This is a genomic window from Rhodobacter sp. JA431 (genome assembly GCF_900217725.1).
Lineage (GTDB): Bacteria > Pseudomonadota > Alphaproteobacteria > Rhodobacterales > Rhodobacteraceae > Rhodobacter > Rhodobacter aestuarii.
On the sequence record NZ_OBMP01000007.1, the window covers coordinates 115,683 to 133,445 of the forward strand.

The 17,763-nt window shown below is 60.9% G+C and carries 17 protein-coding genes; 7 read left to right on the forward strand and 10 right to left on the reverse strand.

Going from position 1 to position 17,763, the window contains the following annotated elements:
* Window positions 1-2 precede the first annotated feature (2 nt).
* The 5 genes from dxr to pyrH all read right to left on the reverse strand — a co-directional run bounded on the left by dxr (window position 3) and on the right by pyrH (window position 4,148).
* Window positions 3-1,175 (reverse strand): 1-deoxy-D-xylulose-5-phosphate reductoisomerase, encoded by a 1,173-nt coding sequence (gene dxr / locus CRO18_RS14310; protein ID WP_097082641.1) that lies wholly within the window; start codon window positions 1,173-1,175, stop codon window positions 3-5.
* Between the two features lie 3 nt (window positions 1,176-1,178).
* The gene (locus CRO18_RS14315) at window positions 1,179-1,970 is read right to left on the reverse strand and encodes a phosphatidate cytidylyltransferase (RefSeq protein WP_076484603.1); all 792 of its coding nucleotides are present in this window, start codon (window positions 1,968-1,970) and stop codon (window positions 1,179-1,181) included.
* Entirely contained in the window at window positions 1,967-2,719 is a 753-nt protein-coding gene (uppS, locus tag CRO18_RS14320) for a polyprenyl diphosphate synthase (RefSeq protein WP_076484602.1), read from the reverse strand. The genes CRO18_RS14315 and uppS overlap by 4 nt, the downstream gene beginning before the upstream one ends.
* Before the next feature lie 20 nt (window positions 2,720-2,739).
* Window positions 2,740-3,303 (reverse strand): ribosome recycling factor, encoded by a 564-nt coding sequence (gene frr / locus CRO18_RS14325; RefSeq protein ID WP_076484601.1) that lies wholly within the window; start codon window positions 3,301-3,303, stop codon window positions 2,740-2,742.
* A 110-nt stretch (window positions 3,304-3,413) separates the two neighbouring features.
* Entirely contained in the window at window positions 3,414-4,148 is a 735-nt protein-coding gene (pyrH, locus tag CRO18_RS14330; RefSeq protein WP_076484600.1) for a UMP kinase, read from the reverse strand.
* 98 nt (window positions 4,149-4,246) lie between these two features.
* Between pyrH and miaA the strand changes: the two genes are divergently transcribed.
* The 3 genes from miaA (at window position 4,247) to CRO18_RS14345 (ending at window position 6,801) form a co-directional block, all read left to right on the forward strand.
* Window positions 4,247-5,137 carry a tRNA (adenosine(37)-N6)-dimethylallyltransferase MiaA gene (gene miaA / locus CRO18_RS14335; RefSeq protein ID WP_097082642.1) on the forward strand — a complete coding sequence of 297 codons (891 nt, stop codon included), beginning with the start codon at window positions 4,247-4,249 and terminating at the stop codon, window positions 5,135-5,137.
* Window positions 5,138-5,229: 92 nt separating this feature from the next.
* Window positions 5,230-6,141 carry an AraC family transcriptional regulator gene (locus CRO18_RS14340; protein WP_249276074.1) on the forward strand — a complete coding sequence of 304 codons (912 nt, stop codon included), beginning with the start codon at window positions 5,230-5,232 and terminating at the stop codon, window positions 6,139-6,141.
* Between the two features lie 108 nt (window positions 6,142-6,249).
* Window positions 6,250-6,801 carry a TIGR00645 family protein gene (locus tag CRO18_RS14345; protein WP_097082644.1) on the forward strand — a complete coding sequence of 184 codons (552 nt, stop codon included), beginning with the start codon at window positions 6,250-6,252 and terminating at the stop codon, window positions 6,799-6,801.
* 73 nt (window positions 6,802-6,874) lie between these two features.
* On the opposite strand, the gene CRO18_RS14350 is transcribed toward CRO18_RS14345, so the two are convergent.
* Window positions 6,875-9,106, reverse strand: a complete 2,232-nt coding sequence (locus CRO18_RS14350; RefSeq protein ID WP_097082645.1) for a methyl-accepting chemotaxis protein — start codon at window positions 9,104-9,106, stop codon at window positions 6,875-6,877.
* A gap of 160 nt (window positions 9,107-9,266) precedes the next feature.
* On the reverse strand, window positions 9,267-10,793 hold the full coding sequence (adh, locus tag CRO18_RS14355) for an aldehyde dehydrogenase (protein ID WP_170952690.1): 1,527 nt from the start codon (window positions 10,791-10,793) through the stop codon (window positions 9,267-9,269).
* Between the two features lie 313 nt (window positions 10,794-11,106).
* Between adh and CRO18_RS14360 the strand changes: the two genes are divergently transcribed.
* The gene (locus CRO18_RS14360) at window positions 11,107-11,532 is read left to right on the forward strand and encodes a DUF1284 domain-containing protein (protein ID WP_097082646.1); all 426 of its coding nucleotides are present in this window, start codon (window positions 11,107-11,109) and stop codon (window positions 11,530-11,532) included.
* 37 nt (window positions 11,533-11,569) lie between these two features.
* Here the strand turns inward: CRO18_RS14360 and CRO18_RS14365 are convergent, their stop codons facing one another.
* The 3 genes from CRO18_RS14365 to CRO18_RS14375 form a co-directional block, all read right to left on the reverse strand.
* Window positions 11,570-12,547, reverse strand: coding sequence for a GAF domain-containing protein (locus tag CRO18_RS14365; RefSeq protein WP_097082647.1), 978 nt, complete (start codon window positions 12,545-12,547; stop codon window positions 11,570-11,572).
* A gap of 99 nt (window positions 12,548-12,646) precedes the next feature.
* Complete coding sequence (locus CRO18_RS14370) at window positions 12,647-13,390, reverse strand: RlmE family RNA methyltransferase (protein WP_076484594.1); 744 nt, start codon at window positions 13,388-13,390, stop codon at window positions 12,647-12,649.
* Complete coding sequence (locus CRO18_RS14375) at window positions 13,387-14,517, reverse strand: Ppx/GppA phosphatase family protein (protein ID WP_076484791.1); 1,131 nt, start codon at window positions 14,515-14,517, stop codon at window positions 13,387-13,389. The genes CRO18_RS14370 and CRO18_RS14375 overlap by 4 nt, the downstream gene beginning before the upstream one ends.
* A gap of 433 nt (window positions 14,518-14,950) precedes the next feature.
* On the opposite strand from CRO18_RS14375, the gene CRO18_RS14380 reads away from it, so the two are divergent.
* The 3 genes from CRO18_RS14380 to CRO18_RS14390 are packed head-to-tail and all read left to right on the forward strand — an operon-like array spanning window position 14,951 to window position 17,150.
* Window positions 14,951-15,274, forward strand: a complete 324-nt coding sequence (locus CRO18_RS14380) for a virulence factor (protein WP_076484593.1) — start codon at window positions 14,951-14,953, stop codon at window positions 15,272-15,274.
* A gap of 11 nt (window positions 15,275-15,285) precedes the next feature.
* Window positions 15,286-16,176 (forward strand): 5,10-methylenetetrahydrofolate reductase, encoded by an 891-nt coding sequence (locus CRO18_RS14385; protein WP_076484592.1) that lies wholly within the window; start codon window positions 15,286-15,288, stop codon window positions 16,174-16,176.
* Between the two features lie 2 nt (window positions 16,177-16,178).
* Window positions 16,179-17,150, forward strand: coding sequence for a methyltetrahydrofolate cobalamin methyltransferase (locus CRO18_RS14390; protein ID WP_076484591.1), 972 nt, complete (start codon window positions 16,179-16,181; stop codon window positions 17,148-17,150).
* Window positions 17,151-17,763 lie beyond the last annotated feature (613 nt).

The window sequence follows — 17,763 nt, forward strand, 5'->3', positions numbered from 1 at the left end:
GGTCAGGTCCTCAGGCTCGGGATCATCTGGCGTGCAAGGGCGCGCGCCGTGGCGTCGGTCTCATAGACCATATCGAGATCGGAAAGCGGTTTGCCAAGGTCATGGCGCGCAGTCATTTCCGAAAGCACTTGGTCAACGAGCGTGGTCATGGCCAGAAAACCGATTTCTTCGCCGATGAAGGCGTCCAATGCGGCTTCTTTGGCGGCGTTGAAAGCCGCGCCCGCCGTGCCGCCCATATCCATCGTTTCGCGCGCAAGCCGCAGCGCCGGGAAGCGCACCCCATCAGGCGCGCGGAAGGTGAGCGCCGCGATTTTCGCAAGGTCGAGCCGTTCCACCGGCAGATCTTCGCGTTCGGGCCAGTTGAGCGCATAGCCAATCGCATGGCGCATATCGGGCGCGCCCAGATGCGCCATCAGCGCGCCGTCTTTGAACCCCACAAGCGCATGGATCAGCGATTCCGGATGCACGATGGTTTCGATTTTTTCCGGTGGCAGGCCAAAGAATTCTTTGGTTTCAATCAGCTCCATCGCCTTATTGAACATCGAGGCGCTGTCGATGGTGATGCGCTGCCCCATTGCCCAGTTTGGGTGGGTGGAGGCTTGCGCAACCGTCGCGTCTTTCAACTTTTCGAGCGGCCAATCGCGGAACGCCCCGCCAGAAGCGGTGATGATCACCCGCTCCACCGCGGCCATATCCTCGCCCACCAAAGCTTGGAACACGGCAGAGTGTTCACTATCGACGGGCAAGATGCGCGCGCCGTGTTTTTTCGCCTCGGCCAGCAAAAGCGGCCCGGCGGTGACGAGCGATTCTTTGTTCGCAAGCGCGAGCGTCGTGCCTTGCGAGAGCGCGGCAAACCCCGGCGCCAAGCCCGCTGCGCCGACGATAGCGCTCATCACCCAATCAGCGGGACGCAGCGCGGCCTCGACCAAAGCCTGCGTGCCTGCGGCAACCTCGGTTCCCGTGCCCGCAAGCGCATCGCGCAATGCGGGTAGGCACTCTTCATGCGCGGTTACGGCCAGTTCGGCGTTGAATTGGCGCGCCTGCTCGGCAAGCAATTTCACATTGCGCCCACCCGACAGGGCCACCACCTGAAACGCGCCCCGACGGCGGGCGATCAGATCAAGCGTATTGACCCCGATCGAGCCGGTGGCCCCAAAAACCGAAACGCGTCGCATGACTTATCCTCCGAAAAAGTTCTGCGGCAATAGAGGATAGATCAGGAGCAGAATGGAAACTGCGCCAATCAGCGCATCAAAGCGATCCAGTAGCCCGCCATGCCCCGGAATAAGGTTGGAGCTGTCTTTCACACCCATGCGGCGCTTGATCGCGCTTTCGGCGATGTCGCCCATTTGGCCGGAAAAGGCGATAAGTGCAGAGAGCGGGATCAGCACCGCGCTGCCCATGCCAATCACCCAGAACAGCGCGCCGATCCCCGCCGCGCCGATCCAGCCCGCCACGGTGCCAGACCAGGTTTTTTTCGGCGAAAAGCGCGGCCAGAACTTTGGCCCGCCAAGCGCGCGGCCCGCAAAATAGCCCGCCACATCCGAGGCCACGACCACCGCCACGAGCCACAAAATCCCAAGCGCGCCAATCCAATGGTGCAACATGATCAACGCATAGCCCGTCGCCATGACAAAAAACGCGTAAGCGGCAAAAATCGGCTTGTCGCGGCGCGGCAGCAGCGTGCCCACGATCACCGGGAGCAAAAGCGCGATCCGGGTGATGGCATTGGGCACAAACAGCACCAAAAGCGTGAGCGCCCCAGCAAAAGCCGCCAGCGCTTTCGCATGCAGACCCGACACGCCCTCGGGTGTCGTCATCTGCGCCAATTCCCAGATCATCAGCGTGACGACCAGCGCGGCCAGAAGCCCAAAGACCACCCCGCCCCACCAAATCGCAAAGCCGCCCACGGCGACCATGGCGATCCCCGAAAGGGTGCGCGCGCGCAGATCGGACCAATTCGCACTCATGCTTTCACTCCGCCAAAACGCCGATCACGTGTGGCGAAATCGGCCAAAATTCCCGCCATCTTTTGCGGCGTGAAATCAGGCCAAAGCGTCGGCGTGAATTCATATTCGGAATAAGCCGCTTGCCACGGCAAGAAGTTGGAGGTCCGCGTCTCGCCCGAAGTGCGGATCACCAAATCCGGATCGGGCAACCCAGCGGTATCCAGATAGGCCTCAAGATCGGCTTCGGTGACGCTGTCCGGCGCACGACCCGCCGCGATTTCGGCCGCCAAAGCTGCGGCCGCGCGGCGCAATTCATCACGCCCGCCATAGTTGATGGCGACCGTCAGATTGAGCCGGCAATTGCCCGAGGTTCGCGCCTCGATCCCTTCCATCAGCGCGACCAGCTTCGGATCAAGCGGTTCACGGTTGCCGATGAAGCGCATCCGCACCCCTTCGGCAGAAAGCGCATCTGCCTCGCGCTGAATATAGCGCGCGAACAGCGCCATCAGCCCCAGCACTTCCTCGGTCGAGCGCTTCCAGTTCTCGGTCGAAAAGGCATAGACCGTGAGGTATTTCACCCCAAGATCGGGGCAGGCCCGGGCGATTTCTTTCACCCGTTCTGCGCCCTTTCTATGGCCGACCAGCCGCGGCCAGCCGCGCTGTTTGGCCCAACGGCCGTTGCCATCCATAATGATGGCGACATGCGGCACCCCGTAATCGGTGATGCCGCCCCCGGTCGCTGGCTCAGAGCTGGGCTCGGTCGCGGCCATGAACTGCCTTTCCGCAGGTCTTAGACCTGCATGATCTCCGCTTGCTTGTCTTCAAGCGCCTTATCGACCAAGCCGATGTGCTTTTTGGTCAGATCTTCGATCTCGGATTCCCAGAATTTCTGGTCATCTTCCGACATGCCGTTGGATTTGGCCTTTTTCACCTGATCCATACCATCGCGGCGCACGTTGCGAATGGCGACACGGGCATGTTCGGCATATTGCGCGGCGACCTTGGTCAACTCGCGGCGGCGCTCTTCGTTCAGTTCCGGGATCGGCAGCATGATGATCGGCCCGTTGGTCTGCGGGTTGATGCCCAGACCAGATTCGCGGATCGCCTTTTCCACCTTGGCAATCAGGCCCTTATCCCAGACGTTTACGGTGACCATGCGCGGCTCGGGCACGTTGATCGTGCCGACTTGGTTGATCGGCGTCATCGAGCCATAGGCATCGACCATGATCGGCTCCACCATCGTGGCAGAGGCACGGCCGGTGCGCAGGGTGCCAAATTCATGTTTGAGCGCATGCATCGCCCCATCCATGCGGCGTTCAAGGTCATCGGTGTCGATTTCGATTTCTTCGGACATGGGTTCCCCCCGGGTCTTGTCAGTCTGTTTCTCTATAGTGGCACGGCGCGCGAATGGATAGGGGCCAAGCGCGCACACCCTGCCCCTGCGTCATCGCAATTTGCCCCAAATCACCCCTGAACGCGGGTGTAGGTGCCTTTGCCAGCCAAAATGCCTTTAAAGCCGCCCGGCTCATCAAGCGGGAAGACGATGATCGGCAGGTTGTTATCGCGCGCAAGCGCAATTGCCGAAGCATCCATGACGCCAAGGTTCTTTTGCAAAACCTCGTCATAGCTGACGGTCTCGTAACGCTTCGCCTCAGGGTGTTTTTTCGGGTCCATGTCATAGACCCCATCAACCCCGTTTTTGCCCATGAAAATCGCCTCACAGGCCATTTCATTGGCGCGCAGCGTCGCCGCCGTATCGGTGGTGAAATAGGGGTTGCCGGTGCCCGCCGCAAACACGCAAATGCGTTTTTTTTCAAGGTGACGCACGGCGCGGCGACGAATGTAGGGCTCGCAGACCTGATCCATCGGAATCGCCGAAATCACTCTGGTGTGGATACCAAGCGCCTCAAGCTGGGCTTGCATCCCCAGCGCATTGAGCACTGTGGCCAGCATCCCCATGTAATCGGCGGTGGTGCGCTCCATCCCCTGCGCAGAGCCCGCAAGCCCGCGGAAGATGTTGCCGCCGCCAATCACCATGCAAATCTCGACGCCCATATCATGGACCGATTTCACTTCGCGCGCGATCCGGGCAACGGTCGGCGGATGCAGGCCGTAGCCTTGGTCCCCCATCAATGCCTCACCGGAAATCTTCAACAACACACGCTTGTATTTCACACTCGGCTCGGCAGCGTCGCTCATCGCGGTTCCTCGATCTGATCTCGGGTTGTCATTGCCGCGCAAAATGTCGCAAATGAGCGCCAGATACAACCCGCCGCGCGCGCCTGAGGGGGAGGCAAATGTTCGATCCTGCAACACTGCCCGCCGACCGCCCGGTGCTGATCGCGGGGCCGACCGCAAGCGGGAAATCGGCTTTAGCACTTGATATTGCAACGCAATCCGGCGGCGTTGTGGTGAATGCCGATGCGCTTCAGATCTGGAATTGCTGGCAAGTGCTTTCCGCCCGCCCCTCCGCAGAAGAAGAGGCCCGCGCGCCGCATTTGCTCTATGGGCACCTTGCGCCGGGGCAAGAATACTCCGTCGGGCATTGGCTGCGCGCGCTTGCGCCTATTCTTGCTGCCCATCGCGCGGGCACCGGGCCGCGACCGATCATCACGGGGGGCACGGGGCTTTATTTCACCGCGCTGACCGAGGGGCTGGCCGAGATCCCCGCAACCCCGCCCGAAGTGCGCGAACTGGCCGATGCACGGCGCATGGCCGAGGGGCATGAGGGCATGCTGTCCGAACTTGACCCCGCCACGGCTGCACGGGTCGATCCGCTGAACCCAATGCGCGTGCAGCGCGCGTGGGAGGTGAAGCAGGCCACCGGGCGCGGTTTGGCCGCTTGGCAAGATGACACGCCCCCGCCCCTGCTGCCGCTCACCGACTGCGCCGCATTTGTGGTGCAGATGGACCGCGATACTTTGGCCGAGCGGATCGATCGGCGCTTTGATCTGATGATGGAGCATGGCGCACTAGACGAGGTCCGCGCGGTGCTGCCGATTTGGGACGAAACCGCGCTTTGGGCGCGTGCGATTGGGGCGCCGGAATTGGTGGCTTATTTGCGCGGCGAACTGAATTTGGACGAAGCAATCACCCGCGCCAAGGCCGCTTCGCGCCAATATGCCAAGCGCCAACGCACATGGTTTCGTGCTCGCATGAAAGACTGGCACAATATCCTGCGCGGCTAACAGAAACCCGCCGATCCCCTTAATTTTCGTTGCAATAACAAGCTGCTCGCCCCTATTCTTAAAGCGATTTCCGCTATTCGGATAGCTGCCCCGTGAAACTGTTCAATGCCCCTCCGTTGTCGCAAATGGCGACGCAGACCGCGCCCGCGCGACCTGATGATAAGCCCGTGTCCAAGGCGAGTTCTGCGCCCGCAAAACCGCGCACGACGCTGTTGCCCGAGGCGCCCTCGGCGCCGCGTGTGGTGCCGCTCGCGCGCCTCACCCAAGGCGGGCGCTGGCGGGTGGAGGCGATGCGCGCGTTTTCTGAACCCTATCTTTTGTGGTTCACCCGTGGTCAGGGCCGGATCACCATGGGCGGCGTCACACGCGGCTATGGCCCCTATACGGCGGCCTTCATCCCCGCAGGGGTCATGCACGCTTTTGAGGTCGGCTTGCAAACCCATGGTATGGCTGTCTTTTTTGGCCGCAATACGGATTTGGCGCTGCCCCATGCTGCGCAGCATTTGCGGATCCGTGATACCGCCGCGCAAGCCGAACTCACCGGGTTGATCGATTCCGTCACCCGCGAATTGGAAAGCGGGCGCCCCGGTGCGGACCGCGCGGCAAGCCATTATCTGGGACTTTTGAGCGTGGTGATTGAGCGCCAAAGCGAAGCCCTGCCCGCCGAAACCCGCCCTGCTGGCCCGACCCGGAAGCTGGTGGCGCGCTATTCGGCGCTTTTGGAGCGCGATTTCCGCACCGGTCATACGGTCAGCGATTATGCCGCGCAGCTTGGGGTCACGCCCACGCACCTGACCCGCGCCTGCCGCGCCAATTGCGGCCGCGCGGCGTCGGAGCTTTTGCAAGAACGCCGCCTTTATGAGGCGCGCAGGCTGCTCTCGGAAACCCGTGCCCCGGTGAAAGAGATCGCGGAAACCTTGGGCTTCACCAGCCCCGCCTATTTCACCCGCGCCTTCCATAGCAAAATCGGCAAAACGCCCTCGCAGTTTCGTCGCGGCGGCTGACAAAGCGCTTTGCTAAAGACAAATATCTTTGCATGGAGCCCCCTGATGCGTATCTAGACGCAAGGCATTGCGTCCGGGCTTGGCCCGCGCTTTTTCAGGGGGAATTTCATGGAACGCGCAATTGAACGGGTGCTGTTTGCCAGTCGCTGGCTGATGGCGCCGATGTATTTGGGCCTTGTTGCGGTCTTGGCGATCCTGCTTTGGGCCTTTGCGCTGGAGCTTTATCACTTCGCGCTGGAAGTCCCGCGTCTTGATGTGGATCACGCGGTGATGGGGGCGCTGTCGCTGATTGACCTCAGCCTTGCCGCGAACCTTCTGCTCATCGTCATTTTCTCGGGCTATGAGAATTTCGTCTCGCGCATGGATACGGGCGACCACGAAGACCGGCCCGATTGGCAGGGCGAGGTCGATTTCTCGACCCTCAAGCTAAAATTGGTGGCCTCGATCGTGGCGATCTCGGGGATCCATCTGCTGAAGGTGTTCATGGATCTCGATAAATATCCGCAAGAAAAGATCATCTGGATGGTGGTGATCCATCTGGTGTTCGTGATCTCTGGCGTTCTTTTGGCGGCGATGGATTGGATCACGAACCACGCCAAAACACTGAAGAAAAACGCCAAATATCCGCCGGTCAAAAAAGGCGAAGACACCGCGCATTAAGCCTGCGCAACGCATCGGCAATAATCGAAAGGGGCGCCCAAGGGCGCCCCGTTTTCATCAAAGCCTGTGCCGATCAGGCTGCCGAGGCGGTGGCGGCACTTACCGCATCTTTCTTGAGATCGAAGGTCTCGACCGTCTGTTTCAGCTGCGTGCCTTCCATCGCCAGCGCCCGGCCCGATGCCGCCGTTTGATCGGTCATATTGGCCATGTGCTGCGTGGTCTGATCAAGCTGCATCACCGCACCATTGATCTCGACGATGCCGCGCGCCTGTTCTTCGGCAGAAGAAGCAATCTCGCCCATCCGCACATGAATATCACGCACCGAGGTCAGAATATGATCCAGCGCCTCGCCGGTGCGGCCCACCAGCTTCACCCCACCCTGCACCTGCGTGGTGGAAGTGGTGATCAGATCCGAGATTTCACGTGCCGCATCCGAGGCGCGCTGCGCCAGCGCCCGCACCTCAGATGCCACAACCGCGAAACCACGTCCGGCTTCGCCCGCCCGTGCGGCCTCAACCCCTGCGTTCAGCGCTAAGAGATTGGTTTGGAAAGCAATCTCTTCGATCACATGTGTGATCCGCGAAATCGCCTCAGACGAGGTTTCAATCTCCGCCATCGCCGAGACCGCCTCTTTCACCACATTCGCGCCGTTTTCGGCATTGTCGCGGGCCGTATCCGCCATTTTGCGCGCGCTCACAGCCCCTTCCGCCGCCGAAGAGACCGAACTGGTCAATTCATTGAGCGCCGCAGCCGTTTCTTCCAGAGCCGCCGCATTTTGCTCGGCGTTATGCGACAGCCGGGTCGAGGCATCGGCCAAACGCGCCGCCTCTTCATCCACCCGCACCGCGCTGTCATCAATATGCTGCATCGCCCCGCAAAGCTTTTCGAGCGCCGCATTGAAGTTTTGCCGCAGCACATCATAGTCGCCCGGCAGCGGGTCGTGGATGCGCGCGCAGATATGACCATCGGCCAAAGCCTGCAAGCCATGCGCCAAGGCGCTGACCACGCGTTCCTGATCGGCCAGCCGCGCTTGTGCCTCAACCGCCTGACGTTCGGCCTCTTCTTGCGCCGCGATCTCGCGTTGACGGCGGCGTTCGATCATCTCGGCTTCCGCCTGCTCGCGCTCCGCGCGAGCCGCTTCTTCTTGTGCGATGCGCGCAGCCTCAGCGGCTTTCAATGCCGCCTCTTCTTCGGCAATCGTGGCCTGCATCCGGGCATTTTCTTGCAGATTGGCTTTGAACACCTGCAGCGCCTTGGCCATCGCGCCGATCTCATCATTGCGATTCAGCCCCTGCACTTCAACATTGGTATCGCCCTCGGCAATTGCCCGGGTCGTTTGCGACATCCGCGAAATGCAATTGACGATGCGGCTTCCGTAACCCCATGCAAAGGCGAAGGCAAAGGCCAGCGCCAACACAACAGAGACGCTCATCATTTTGATTTCGTTTGCCAAAAGCTGTGCGGCCAAGTGGTTCTTGCCGGCAACCACATAGATCCCTGCAATCCCGCCAGAGAAATCTTTCACCGCGATGGCACGGCCAATATAGGCCTCGCCTTCGAAGTCATGTTCGACATCCACCGAGCCGGTTTCCAACACCTGCGCAATCTGCGCGCTGTCCAGCATTGGCGGTGCGCCGGTGGTATCTGCCGTGCGCTCAATTCCGGCCAAAGCTTCCCCGGTCGAGGCGGCCACATCCGCACTGGGCACCACGTAATACTCGTACATCTTCCCGGTATTCGCGGCCATCTCGCCGAGGAATTTCACATCCATGTCAAAGCCCACCTCGACGGTGCCGACATGTTTGCCCTGCCAGCGCACCGAGGCGATGCCGCGCGCGCCCACACCGGCAACGCCACGCTCCAGCCCCATGACAGAGACTTCGTCGCGGTTCGCATCCACCACGGTCTGGCGGAACGGGCTCAGATCATCGCCGCGTTTCGACAGCTTGTGCAGACGAATAAGCGAGGTCGCAGGCGGGGTATGGAATTGCATCTGCTTGAGCCCGGTTTGAGCCACAAGATCATCATAGGCTTTCGCCAAAATCGCCTCGATCGCCATGTCATCGCGGTTCGCGGCGGCTTCTTGCAGCGCGGGGATCGCGGCCAAAACCCGCGCCATCGACAGCGCTTCGGTTTCTTTGCCAATCAACGCCAGACGCAGCGTTTCTTCATTTACTGCACGTTCATTGTCGTAAGCGGCTTCAAGCGTTTGCTGCCCTACAAGCACCATTCCGGCGGAGACAAGCAACACGCCGATCAATGCGGCAACGACAGGCAAAAGCAGGATCTGTTTGCGGAGGGACATACGAAAACTCCCGAACTCGGACGCCGGGAAGGCTAAGCAAACAAGCCTAAGAAGCGGTTTCCCTTGTTCAGAATGACAAGGCGATAATACGTGGCATTCGATGCAAATAAAAATGGCCGCCCCCGGGAAGGAGCGGCCAAAGCTGGGCGGATGGGAAGGATCAGAAGAAGCCCAGCTTGTTCGGGTTGTAGCTGACCAGCATGTTTTTGGTTTGCTGGTAGTGGTCGAGCATCATTTTGTGGGTTTCACGCCCGATGCCCGATTGTTTGTAGCCACCAAAGGCCGCGTGCGCCGGATAGGCATGGTAGTTGTTCACCCAAACCCGGCCCGCTTGGATATGGCGGCCAAAGCGGTAGCAGGTGTTGATGTCGCGCGACCAGACGCCAGCGCCAAGGCCGTACATCGTGTCATTGGCGATATGCAGGGCTTCTTCTTCGTCTTTGAAGGTGGTCACCGAAACGACCGGCCCAAAGATCTCTTCTTGGAAGACCCGCATCTTGTTGTGGCCTTTGAGGATCGTCGGCTGGATGTAGAAGCCATTCGACAGATCGCCGCCAAGGCTCGCCGCATCGCCACCGGTCAGCACTTCCGCGCCTTCTTCACGGCCAATCTTGAGGTAAGACATGATCTTGTCTTGCTGCTCACGGCTGGCTTGCGCACCGACCATCGTTTCCATCAAACGCGGGTCGCCCTGTTTGATGGCGTTCACGCGGGCGATGCAGCGCGCGATGAACTCTTCATAGATGTCTTCTTGCACAAGCGCGCGGCTCGGGCAGGTGCAGACCTCGCCTTGGTTGAAGGCAAAGAGCACAAAGCCTTCGACCGCTTTATCAAGGAAGGCATCGTCCTTCGCCATCACGTCAGAGAAGAAGATGTTGGGCGATTTGCCGCCAAGCTCCAGCGTCACCGGGATCAGGTTCTCGGTGGCGTATTGCATGATTTTACGGCCAGTTTCGGTCGAGCCGGTGAAGGCGATCTTCGCGATCCGGTTCGAACGGGCCAGCGGCGCGCCAACATCGGGGCCCATGCCGTTGACGATGTTCAGAACACCGGCGGGCAGCAGGTCTTTGATCACGTCGATCAGCACCATGATCGCGGCGGGCGTTTGCTCGGCCGGTTTCATCACGATGCAGTTGCCAGCGGCGAGCGCCGGGGCAAGTTTCCACGCCGCCATCAGGATCGAGAAGTTCCACGGGATGATCTGGCCCACAACGCCGAGCGGCTCGTGGTAGTGGTAGGCGACGGTGTCGTTGTCGATTTCCGACATCGAGCCCTCTTGGCCCCGCAGCACGCCCGCAAAGTAGCGGAAATGGTCAACCGACAGCGGAATGTCAGCGGCGGTGGTTTCGCGGATCGGCTTGCCGTTGTCCCAAGTTTCGGCGGCAGCGAGCAGGTCGAGGTTTTCTTCCAGACGATCGGCGATTTTCAAGAGAACGTTGGAGCGATGCGCGGCCGAGGTGGTGCCCCAAGCTTCGCGGGCCGCATGGGCGGCATCCAGCGCCAGTTCCACATCTGCGGCACCCGAGCGGGCGACTTCGCAGATTTTCTCGCCGGTGATCGGCGTGATGTTGTCGAAATACTGGCCCCCAACCGGCGGCGTCCATTTGCCCCCGATGAAGTTTTCGTAGCGCGGTTTGAAGGGCGACACCATCACCCCGTTGAACGCATGCGGCATGTCGTTGGCCATCTTATTCCTCCCTGATGGTCACCAGCTCCTCCCAGAGCCTGTTGATGGACTTACCTTGCGACAGCTTGCGTATATTGCATAGCCGGTTTGTTCTGGGGTTATGCCTCACCTGTTTCAGGGGCGAGACAGGTGCAACTGCAGCATTAAGATTTTGGTAAAGGCGGCAGCTTGTCGCAGGCCGATCAGGAAACCGATCCGGTTGCAGCGCTGCGCCAACTGCGGTCATCTGGGCTACGGGGAATCACACGACGGACAGAAAAGCACGAAAAGCGATGCCCCAAATGCCCTCCCCTCTCCCCGCAAAGGCCCAAGCATGACGATCCGGCTCAGACCGCATCACCTTTTGTGCATGCTCAGCTATGCGGGCAGCGGTTACACACCCGCCTTTACGGTGAATATGTCCGCCATCATGCCGCGTCTTGGTGCGGGCGAAGAGATTGAGATCGTCACCGGCCCCGATGATATTTGCGCGCCATTGCTCGATGAGCCCGAACCGCATTGCCACGGCTGTAGCGTCACCGCACGCGATGCCGCCGCCGCGCGCGATGTGGGCGCTTTGCTGGGCATCGAAATCATGCCGGGGGCGACACTACATCTTACCGCAGAGCGTATCACCGCGTTGCGCGCGGCCTTTGCGTCCGACACGATCCGTGCCGCTTGCCGCGACTGCCAATGGGATAGTTTGTGCCGCGATGTGGCTGCGGCGGGCTTCGCCAATACGCCGTTGCACCCTGTATGAAACGCGCTGTGGGGTGCAGCGCCCTGCCCGGCTGGCCTTAAACGCTCAGCCCGAGCGCTTTCGCTTTACGGTAAAAGGTGGCGCGGCCAATGCCCAGATCACGCGCTGCGGCAGAGACATTGCCGCCCGAGCGCGCGAGCGCGCGTGCCATTTCGGCCCGTTGCGCCTCGGCCAGCGCGCCTTGGCCGGTTTCCGACCGCGCGCCGAAAAGATCATTCGCGGGCAGCCGCCCAATCTGCGCTTCTTCAAGCCCCAAATGCCGCCGCGCGGCGCGGGTTGCGCCAATCACCAGATCATCGCGGTCGAGCGCCAAAAGCATCACCCCTTGCGGTCCATCTTCCGCACCACCGGTGGAAAGGATGCGCGCCCCTTCAAAAGAAGCACGGAAAAGATCGGATTCAATCCGGCTCGCCGCATCTTGCACCGTCAGCCCCACAAGGCAGGCATAGCCCTCGGTCATATCTTCGCGCGCGGAAGAGACATCAATCACCCCCGCCAATTCGCCCTGCGCGCCAAAGACCGGTGCGCCCATGCAGGTGAGCCCGGTGTTATTGGCGCGGAAATGTTGGTCACGCCACACCGTCACCGCGCGCCCCTCGGCCAAGCAGGTTCCAATACCGTTCGTGCCCTCGCGGCCCTCGGACCAATCCGACCCCGGCGCAAGGTTAGAGCCGTGAAAAGCGGTCCGGTCGCCTTCGCGCATCCGTTCATCCAGCACGAATCCCTCGGCATCGGAGAGGAAGACCGCACAGCCCGCCTCACAAGCCGCGCGCGCCAACCGGTCGAGCACGGGCGTCGCCACTTGCAACAAAAGCCCCGCTGCCTCGCGCCGCAGCGCCACCTCGGAAGCCGAGAGCCGCTCCCCGGCTTTGTGCACCGCCGGGTCAAGTTTGTGATGGATCATCGAGCGCCGCCAAGAGGCGGCAAAACCCGCTTGCCCCGCCGCACGCGGAGAGGAGACGACCGATTGCACGATCTCGGCATGATTGCGGCCCTGTGGCCGGGAATTGCGCATCGGAAAGCCTCCCCTCTTTTCGGTGCGACGAAATGGCAGGATAGGCGGTTTCGATGTTAGCGCAAGAGGTGCGACCCCTACGACTTTGGTCGCAAAAGGCTACTCACTCGCCCCCTCTTCATGGCGTTTGCCGCGAAAGCCTGTCGCCACAACGAATTTTTCGGAACTGTCCTTGCGGCTTGAAGGCGGCTTCACATTCACCACCTTGTCGAAATTCTTTTTCAAGACGGTCATCAGCCCCTGCTCGGCCCCGCCCGCCAGCACTTTGGCGACAAAGGTGCCGCCCTCATCCAGCACATCAAAGGCGAAATAGGCGGCATGCTCGCAAAGCGTAATGATGCGCAGGTGGTCCACCTGCTGGTTGCCCGAAGCGGCGGCGGCCATATCCGACATCACTACATCGGCATTGCCCCCAAGCCAGCCCTTCACCTTTTCATCGGCATCATCTTCCAAAAAGTCGAGCTGATGGATTTCGGCCCCGGCGATTGCATCCACTTCTTGCAGGTCAACGCCCAGCACGGTGCCGCGCTTCTTGCCCGATTTCTCGCCAAGCGCATTGACGCGTTTCACCGCGACTTGGCACCAACCGCCCGGTGCGCAGCCAAGATCGACCACCCGTGCGCCCGGCACAAGGAAGCGGAACTTTTCATCCAGCTCCAAAATCTTGAAGGCGGCGCGGCCGCGATAGCCCTCTTTCTTGGCGCGGATCACATAAGGATCGTTCAGTTGCCGCTCCAGCCAAAGGGTGGACGACAGCTTCCGCCCTTTTGCGGTTTTCACCCGCACCCGAAGATCGCGCTGTCCACGGCCCGAAGTGTTCTTGCCGGTCGGAGTTTTCGTCATTTCATTTCCCCTTCGATCGGCTTCATTTCTTCTAAGACGCCATCTTCGGCCATTTGTGCGTAAAGCAGCCCTTCGCGCAGGCCACGGTCCGCGACCGACATCCGGTCTGTGGGCCAGACCCGCATCAACGCCTGCAAGATCGCCGCGCCCGACATAATGAGCGTGTGCCGATCCCGCCCAATGCGCGGGTCCGCGCGCCGCCCATCCGGGCCTAAGTTCAAAAACGAGCGGATCACCGCATCAATTTCGCCCGAGGTCATGGTGAGCCCATCGACCCGGTTGCGATCATAGCGCTTGAGCCCAAGGTGGCAGGCGGCAACGGTGGTGACCGTGCCCGAGGTGCCAATCACCTGAAACCCGGCTTGCGGCGTGCCCGATGCATAGGGCGCGAAATCGGCCAGCTTCTCTTCAAAGAACCAAGACATCAGCGCAAACCGCGCGGCATCATCTTCGACATCGCCGAATTGGTCTTTGAGCGTGGCCACCCCAAGCGGCACGGAAATCCAATCGACCACGCGTGCCGAGGGAATATCGCATTCGGGCTGAGAAAACCCGCCCGAGAGCCGCATGATCGAGCGCGGGCGATCACACCACGGCACTTTGGAAATGTCGATCCAGACAAGCTCGGTCGAGCCGCCGCCAATATCCACAACCAAAAGCTGCTCGGTCTCAGCCTTCACCAGCGAGGCGCAAGAAATCACCGCGAGCCGCGCTTCCTCTTCTGGCGGAATGATCTCCAGCGGCAGATTGGTTTCGCGTCGCACGTAACGGATGAAGTCACGCGCATTGCCCGCCCGGCGGCAGGCCTCGGTTGCGACCAAGCGCATCCGCTTCACGCCATGGCTTTCGATCTTGCGGCGGCAAATTTGCAGCGCTTGCACCGTCCGCGCCATAGATGAACGCGAAAGGCGCCCAGAGGCTTCTAACCCTTGGCCGAGCTGGACAGCTTTCGAAAAGCTGTCGACCACCTGAAACTGATCCCCCTTCGGTCGGGCAATCAGCATCCGGCAACTGTTGGTGCCGAGATCAAGCGCAGCATAAAGCTCGCCCGACTCGGCGGGGGTGGGTGCAGCGCGTTCGACCTTTTTCGGGATCGCGCCCGCAGCCCGAGGACGCCTGGGCGCCATCTTCACGCCCTCCGATTTCAAGTTATCCCCTAGGTAGCGCGGGGGGGAGGCAGGATCAAGCGCGCAGGTGACGATATGGTGACGATCGTCACATCGCCCCCGCAGCCCGATTTTGCCTGATTTTGTGAGCGGTTCGGTGATGCGCTGCGCAATAAGAAAGCGGGCGCACCGCAGCCTTGCCGCCCGCGCCGCGGCGCAATCAGCAAGAAAGCGACCAAGTTTTAAGGCAAAACCCGCGCTTCAGCACCTGCTTCCTTGACCTTAACGGCAAGTGAGCAAGGCTCATCATCATCTTGCAGAATTCGAGGATGCGCAGCGATGCAACAGCCGGGTAAGGAAACGTGGCTGTGTCGCCAACTTTGCGAAAGATGTCGAAATCCGTCACCGGCGTCGTCGTTTTGACACGTATTGCTGGATCAAGAGGGAATCACACATGGCCGATATCACCATCGTCTTCTGGCGCGACATTCCAGCGCAGATCATTGTCGGCTCTGGCCGTCGGGGCGTTAAGAAACCGCTCCCCGAACGGTTTGAGCAAGCGATTGATCGCTGCGCGATGAAAGTGGGCGCAAAAGATAGCGACGCCTATCTTGCAGAATGGCGCAAGGTGATGATTGGCACCCGCGACGGATCGGATGCGGAAGCAGCCGAAGCCGAACTGGCGCGGGTTCTCTCCGACTACGATGCCGCGGCTTTGGCGCGGTTGATTGCCAATGACGGCTGGGCAAACGCCGCCCCACCCAGCCAGACAACCTGACGGAGAGAGACATGGCCCTTCTGAATTTCCGCCGCGACACCAGTGCGCCCACCAATGGCGCTGTGCCTGCTTTCCTCGAGGGGTTCTCGATGGAAGTGATGCCGCGCACCGCCGCGAAGATCCCGGACTTCCGCGAACTCCTGCCTGCGGGCACCCGCGTCTATGTTGCCCATATCGAAGGCACGCCGATTGAAGAAATGGTCGCCACGGTGAAGCGGCTGCGCGAAGAAGGCTTCGAGCCGATGCCGCACTTCCCCGCGCGCATCATGCGCGACGCGCTGCAACTGCGTGACTGGGTTGCGCGCTACAAAGGCGAAGCCGATGTGAAACAAGCGCTGCTGCTGGGCGGCGGGCCGACCACGCCGGTGGGCACGCTTGATAATGCGATGCAGCTTGTGGAAACCGGCGCGTTTGCGGGCTTTGAGCGGCTCCATTTCGCGGGCCACCCCGAAGGCAGCCGCGACATCGACCCCAAAGGCGGCGACAAAATGGTGATGCAAGCGCTGCATATGAAACAGCGTTTCGCCGACACCACCGACGCCGATTGCGCGATTGTCACCCAATTTGCCTTTGAAGCCGGTCCGATGATCGCTTGGGTGAACCGTCTGGCCGAAGAAGGCATCACCATGCCGGTGCATATTGGCATCGCGGGCCCGGCCAAGCTGCAAACGCTGATCAAATACGCCATCGCTTGCGGTGTTGGCCCCTCGCTCAAAGTGCTGCAAAAACGCGCCAAAGACGTGACCAAGCTGCTCGCGCCGCTGGAGCCGACCGAACTTTTGAAAGAACTGGCAAAGCATAAAGCCGCCAACCCCGCCTTCGGCATCGAAGCCGTGCATTTCTTCCCGCTCGGCGGTATCAAAACGAACGCGACCTGGATCGCAGATCAAGTGAAAGGCTGAAAATGACCCGCACCATTCTCGAGAGCAAGACGAAGACCGTCACCATCGGCTTCGACGAGCCCTTCTGCGTGATCGGCGAGCGTATCAACCCGACGGGCCGCAAAAAACTGGCCGCCGAGCTGGAGCTAGGCGATTTCACCACCGTCGAGAAAGATGCGCTGGAACAGGTGGCCTGTGGCGCGACCGTGCTCGACATCAACTCGGGCGCTGTCTTCTCCAACAAAATGGCCGAAGATCCGCGTTACGCCGACAACAACTTCGTTGAACCGCCGCTGATGCGCGACCTGATCACCCGCGTGCAAGCGATCACCGATGTGCCGCTGTGCATCGACAGCTCGGTGCCCGCCGCGCTTGAAGCCGGTCTGGAAGCCTGTGAGGGCCGCCCGCTGTTGAACTCCGTCACCGGGGAAGAAGAGCGTCTCGAACTCGTGCTGCCGCTCGTGAAAAAATACAATGTGCCGGTCGTGGCGATCTCGAACGACGACACCGGGATCTCGGAAGACCCCGATGTCCGCTTTGAGGTGGCGAAAAAGATCGTGCAGCGCGCGGCCGATTTCGGCATCCCGGCGCATGACATCGTGGTCGACCCGCTGGTGATGCCGGTGGGCGCGATGGCCTCGGCGGGCCGTCAGGTCTTCACGCTGGTGCAACGTCTGCGTACCGAGCTGGGCGTGAACACCACCTGCGGCGCTTCGAACATCTCCTTCGGTCTGCCGAACCGTCATGGCGTCAACGGGGCCTTCTTGCCGATGGCGATTGGCGCAGGCATGACCTCGGCGATCATGAACCCGGTGCGCAGCCAAGAGATGGAGGCGATCCGCGCCGCCAACTTGCTGATGGACCACGACGCCAACTCGATGGAGTGGATCAAACTCTCCAAAGTGCTGGATGCGATGAAAGAAGGCGCGACCTTTGCCGAGGCTTCGGCTGCTGCCGCGTCGGCCGGGGGCCGTGGGCGTCGCCGCGCCCGCTAAGGCGCTCGTTACTCCAACGACTCGAACACCTCAAAACGCCCCGGCTTCGCGCTGGGGCGTTCTCATTTTGCCCGCCAATGCCTGCGGCAAGGCCGGTAATGTTTACGGCTTGCGCCGCGAAAAGCAAAAAAACGCGAGCATTTTCCATTATTTGCACGCTATGCGTGTTTCCAGATCGGAAACAACATGATCTTGATTCGGCGCTAATCTGCCCAGATCGGCTCGGTTTCCGAACGCTGCGTTTCCGCATCTGCACCAAAGCCGCACGCGCTGCCCAATTGTGGCAACAATAAGGCGGGTGTTTGAAAGGTTAATGGCACCACATCTGGGGCCGCCTTATTAAAATCCCATTGCAACTCAAAGAATTACTGGTCGAAGTTACGGCGCTGTGCCTACAGTGGCCTACAAAACCTGGGATACGCACTGCCATGCGTTCGAATTGTCTGCCGTTCCGGGCGGATTCTGCGGCTGCCACCGCGGAATTCGTCCGGCCCCAGCGCCATGCGCTGCGGGCCTCTCATTCTATTGCCCGGTGCTCCGGGCTGATTGCCGCTGTGATGCTGGCGGGCTGTATGTCAGCCCCGCCCAGTATTGATGCGCCCACCACTCGGGC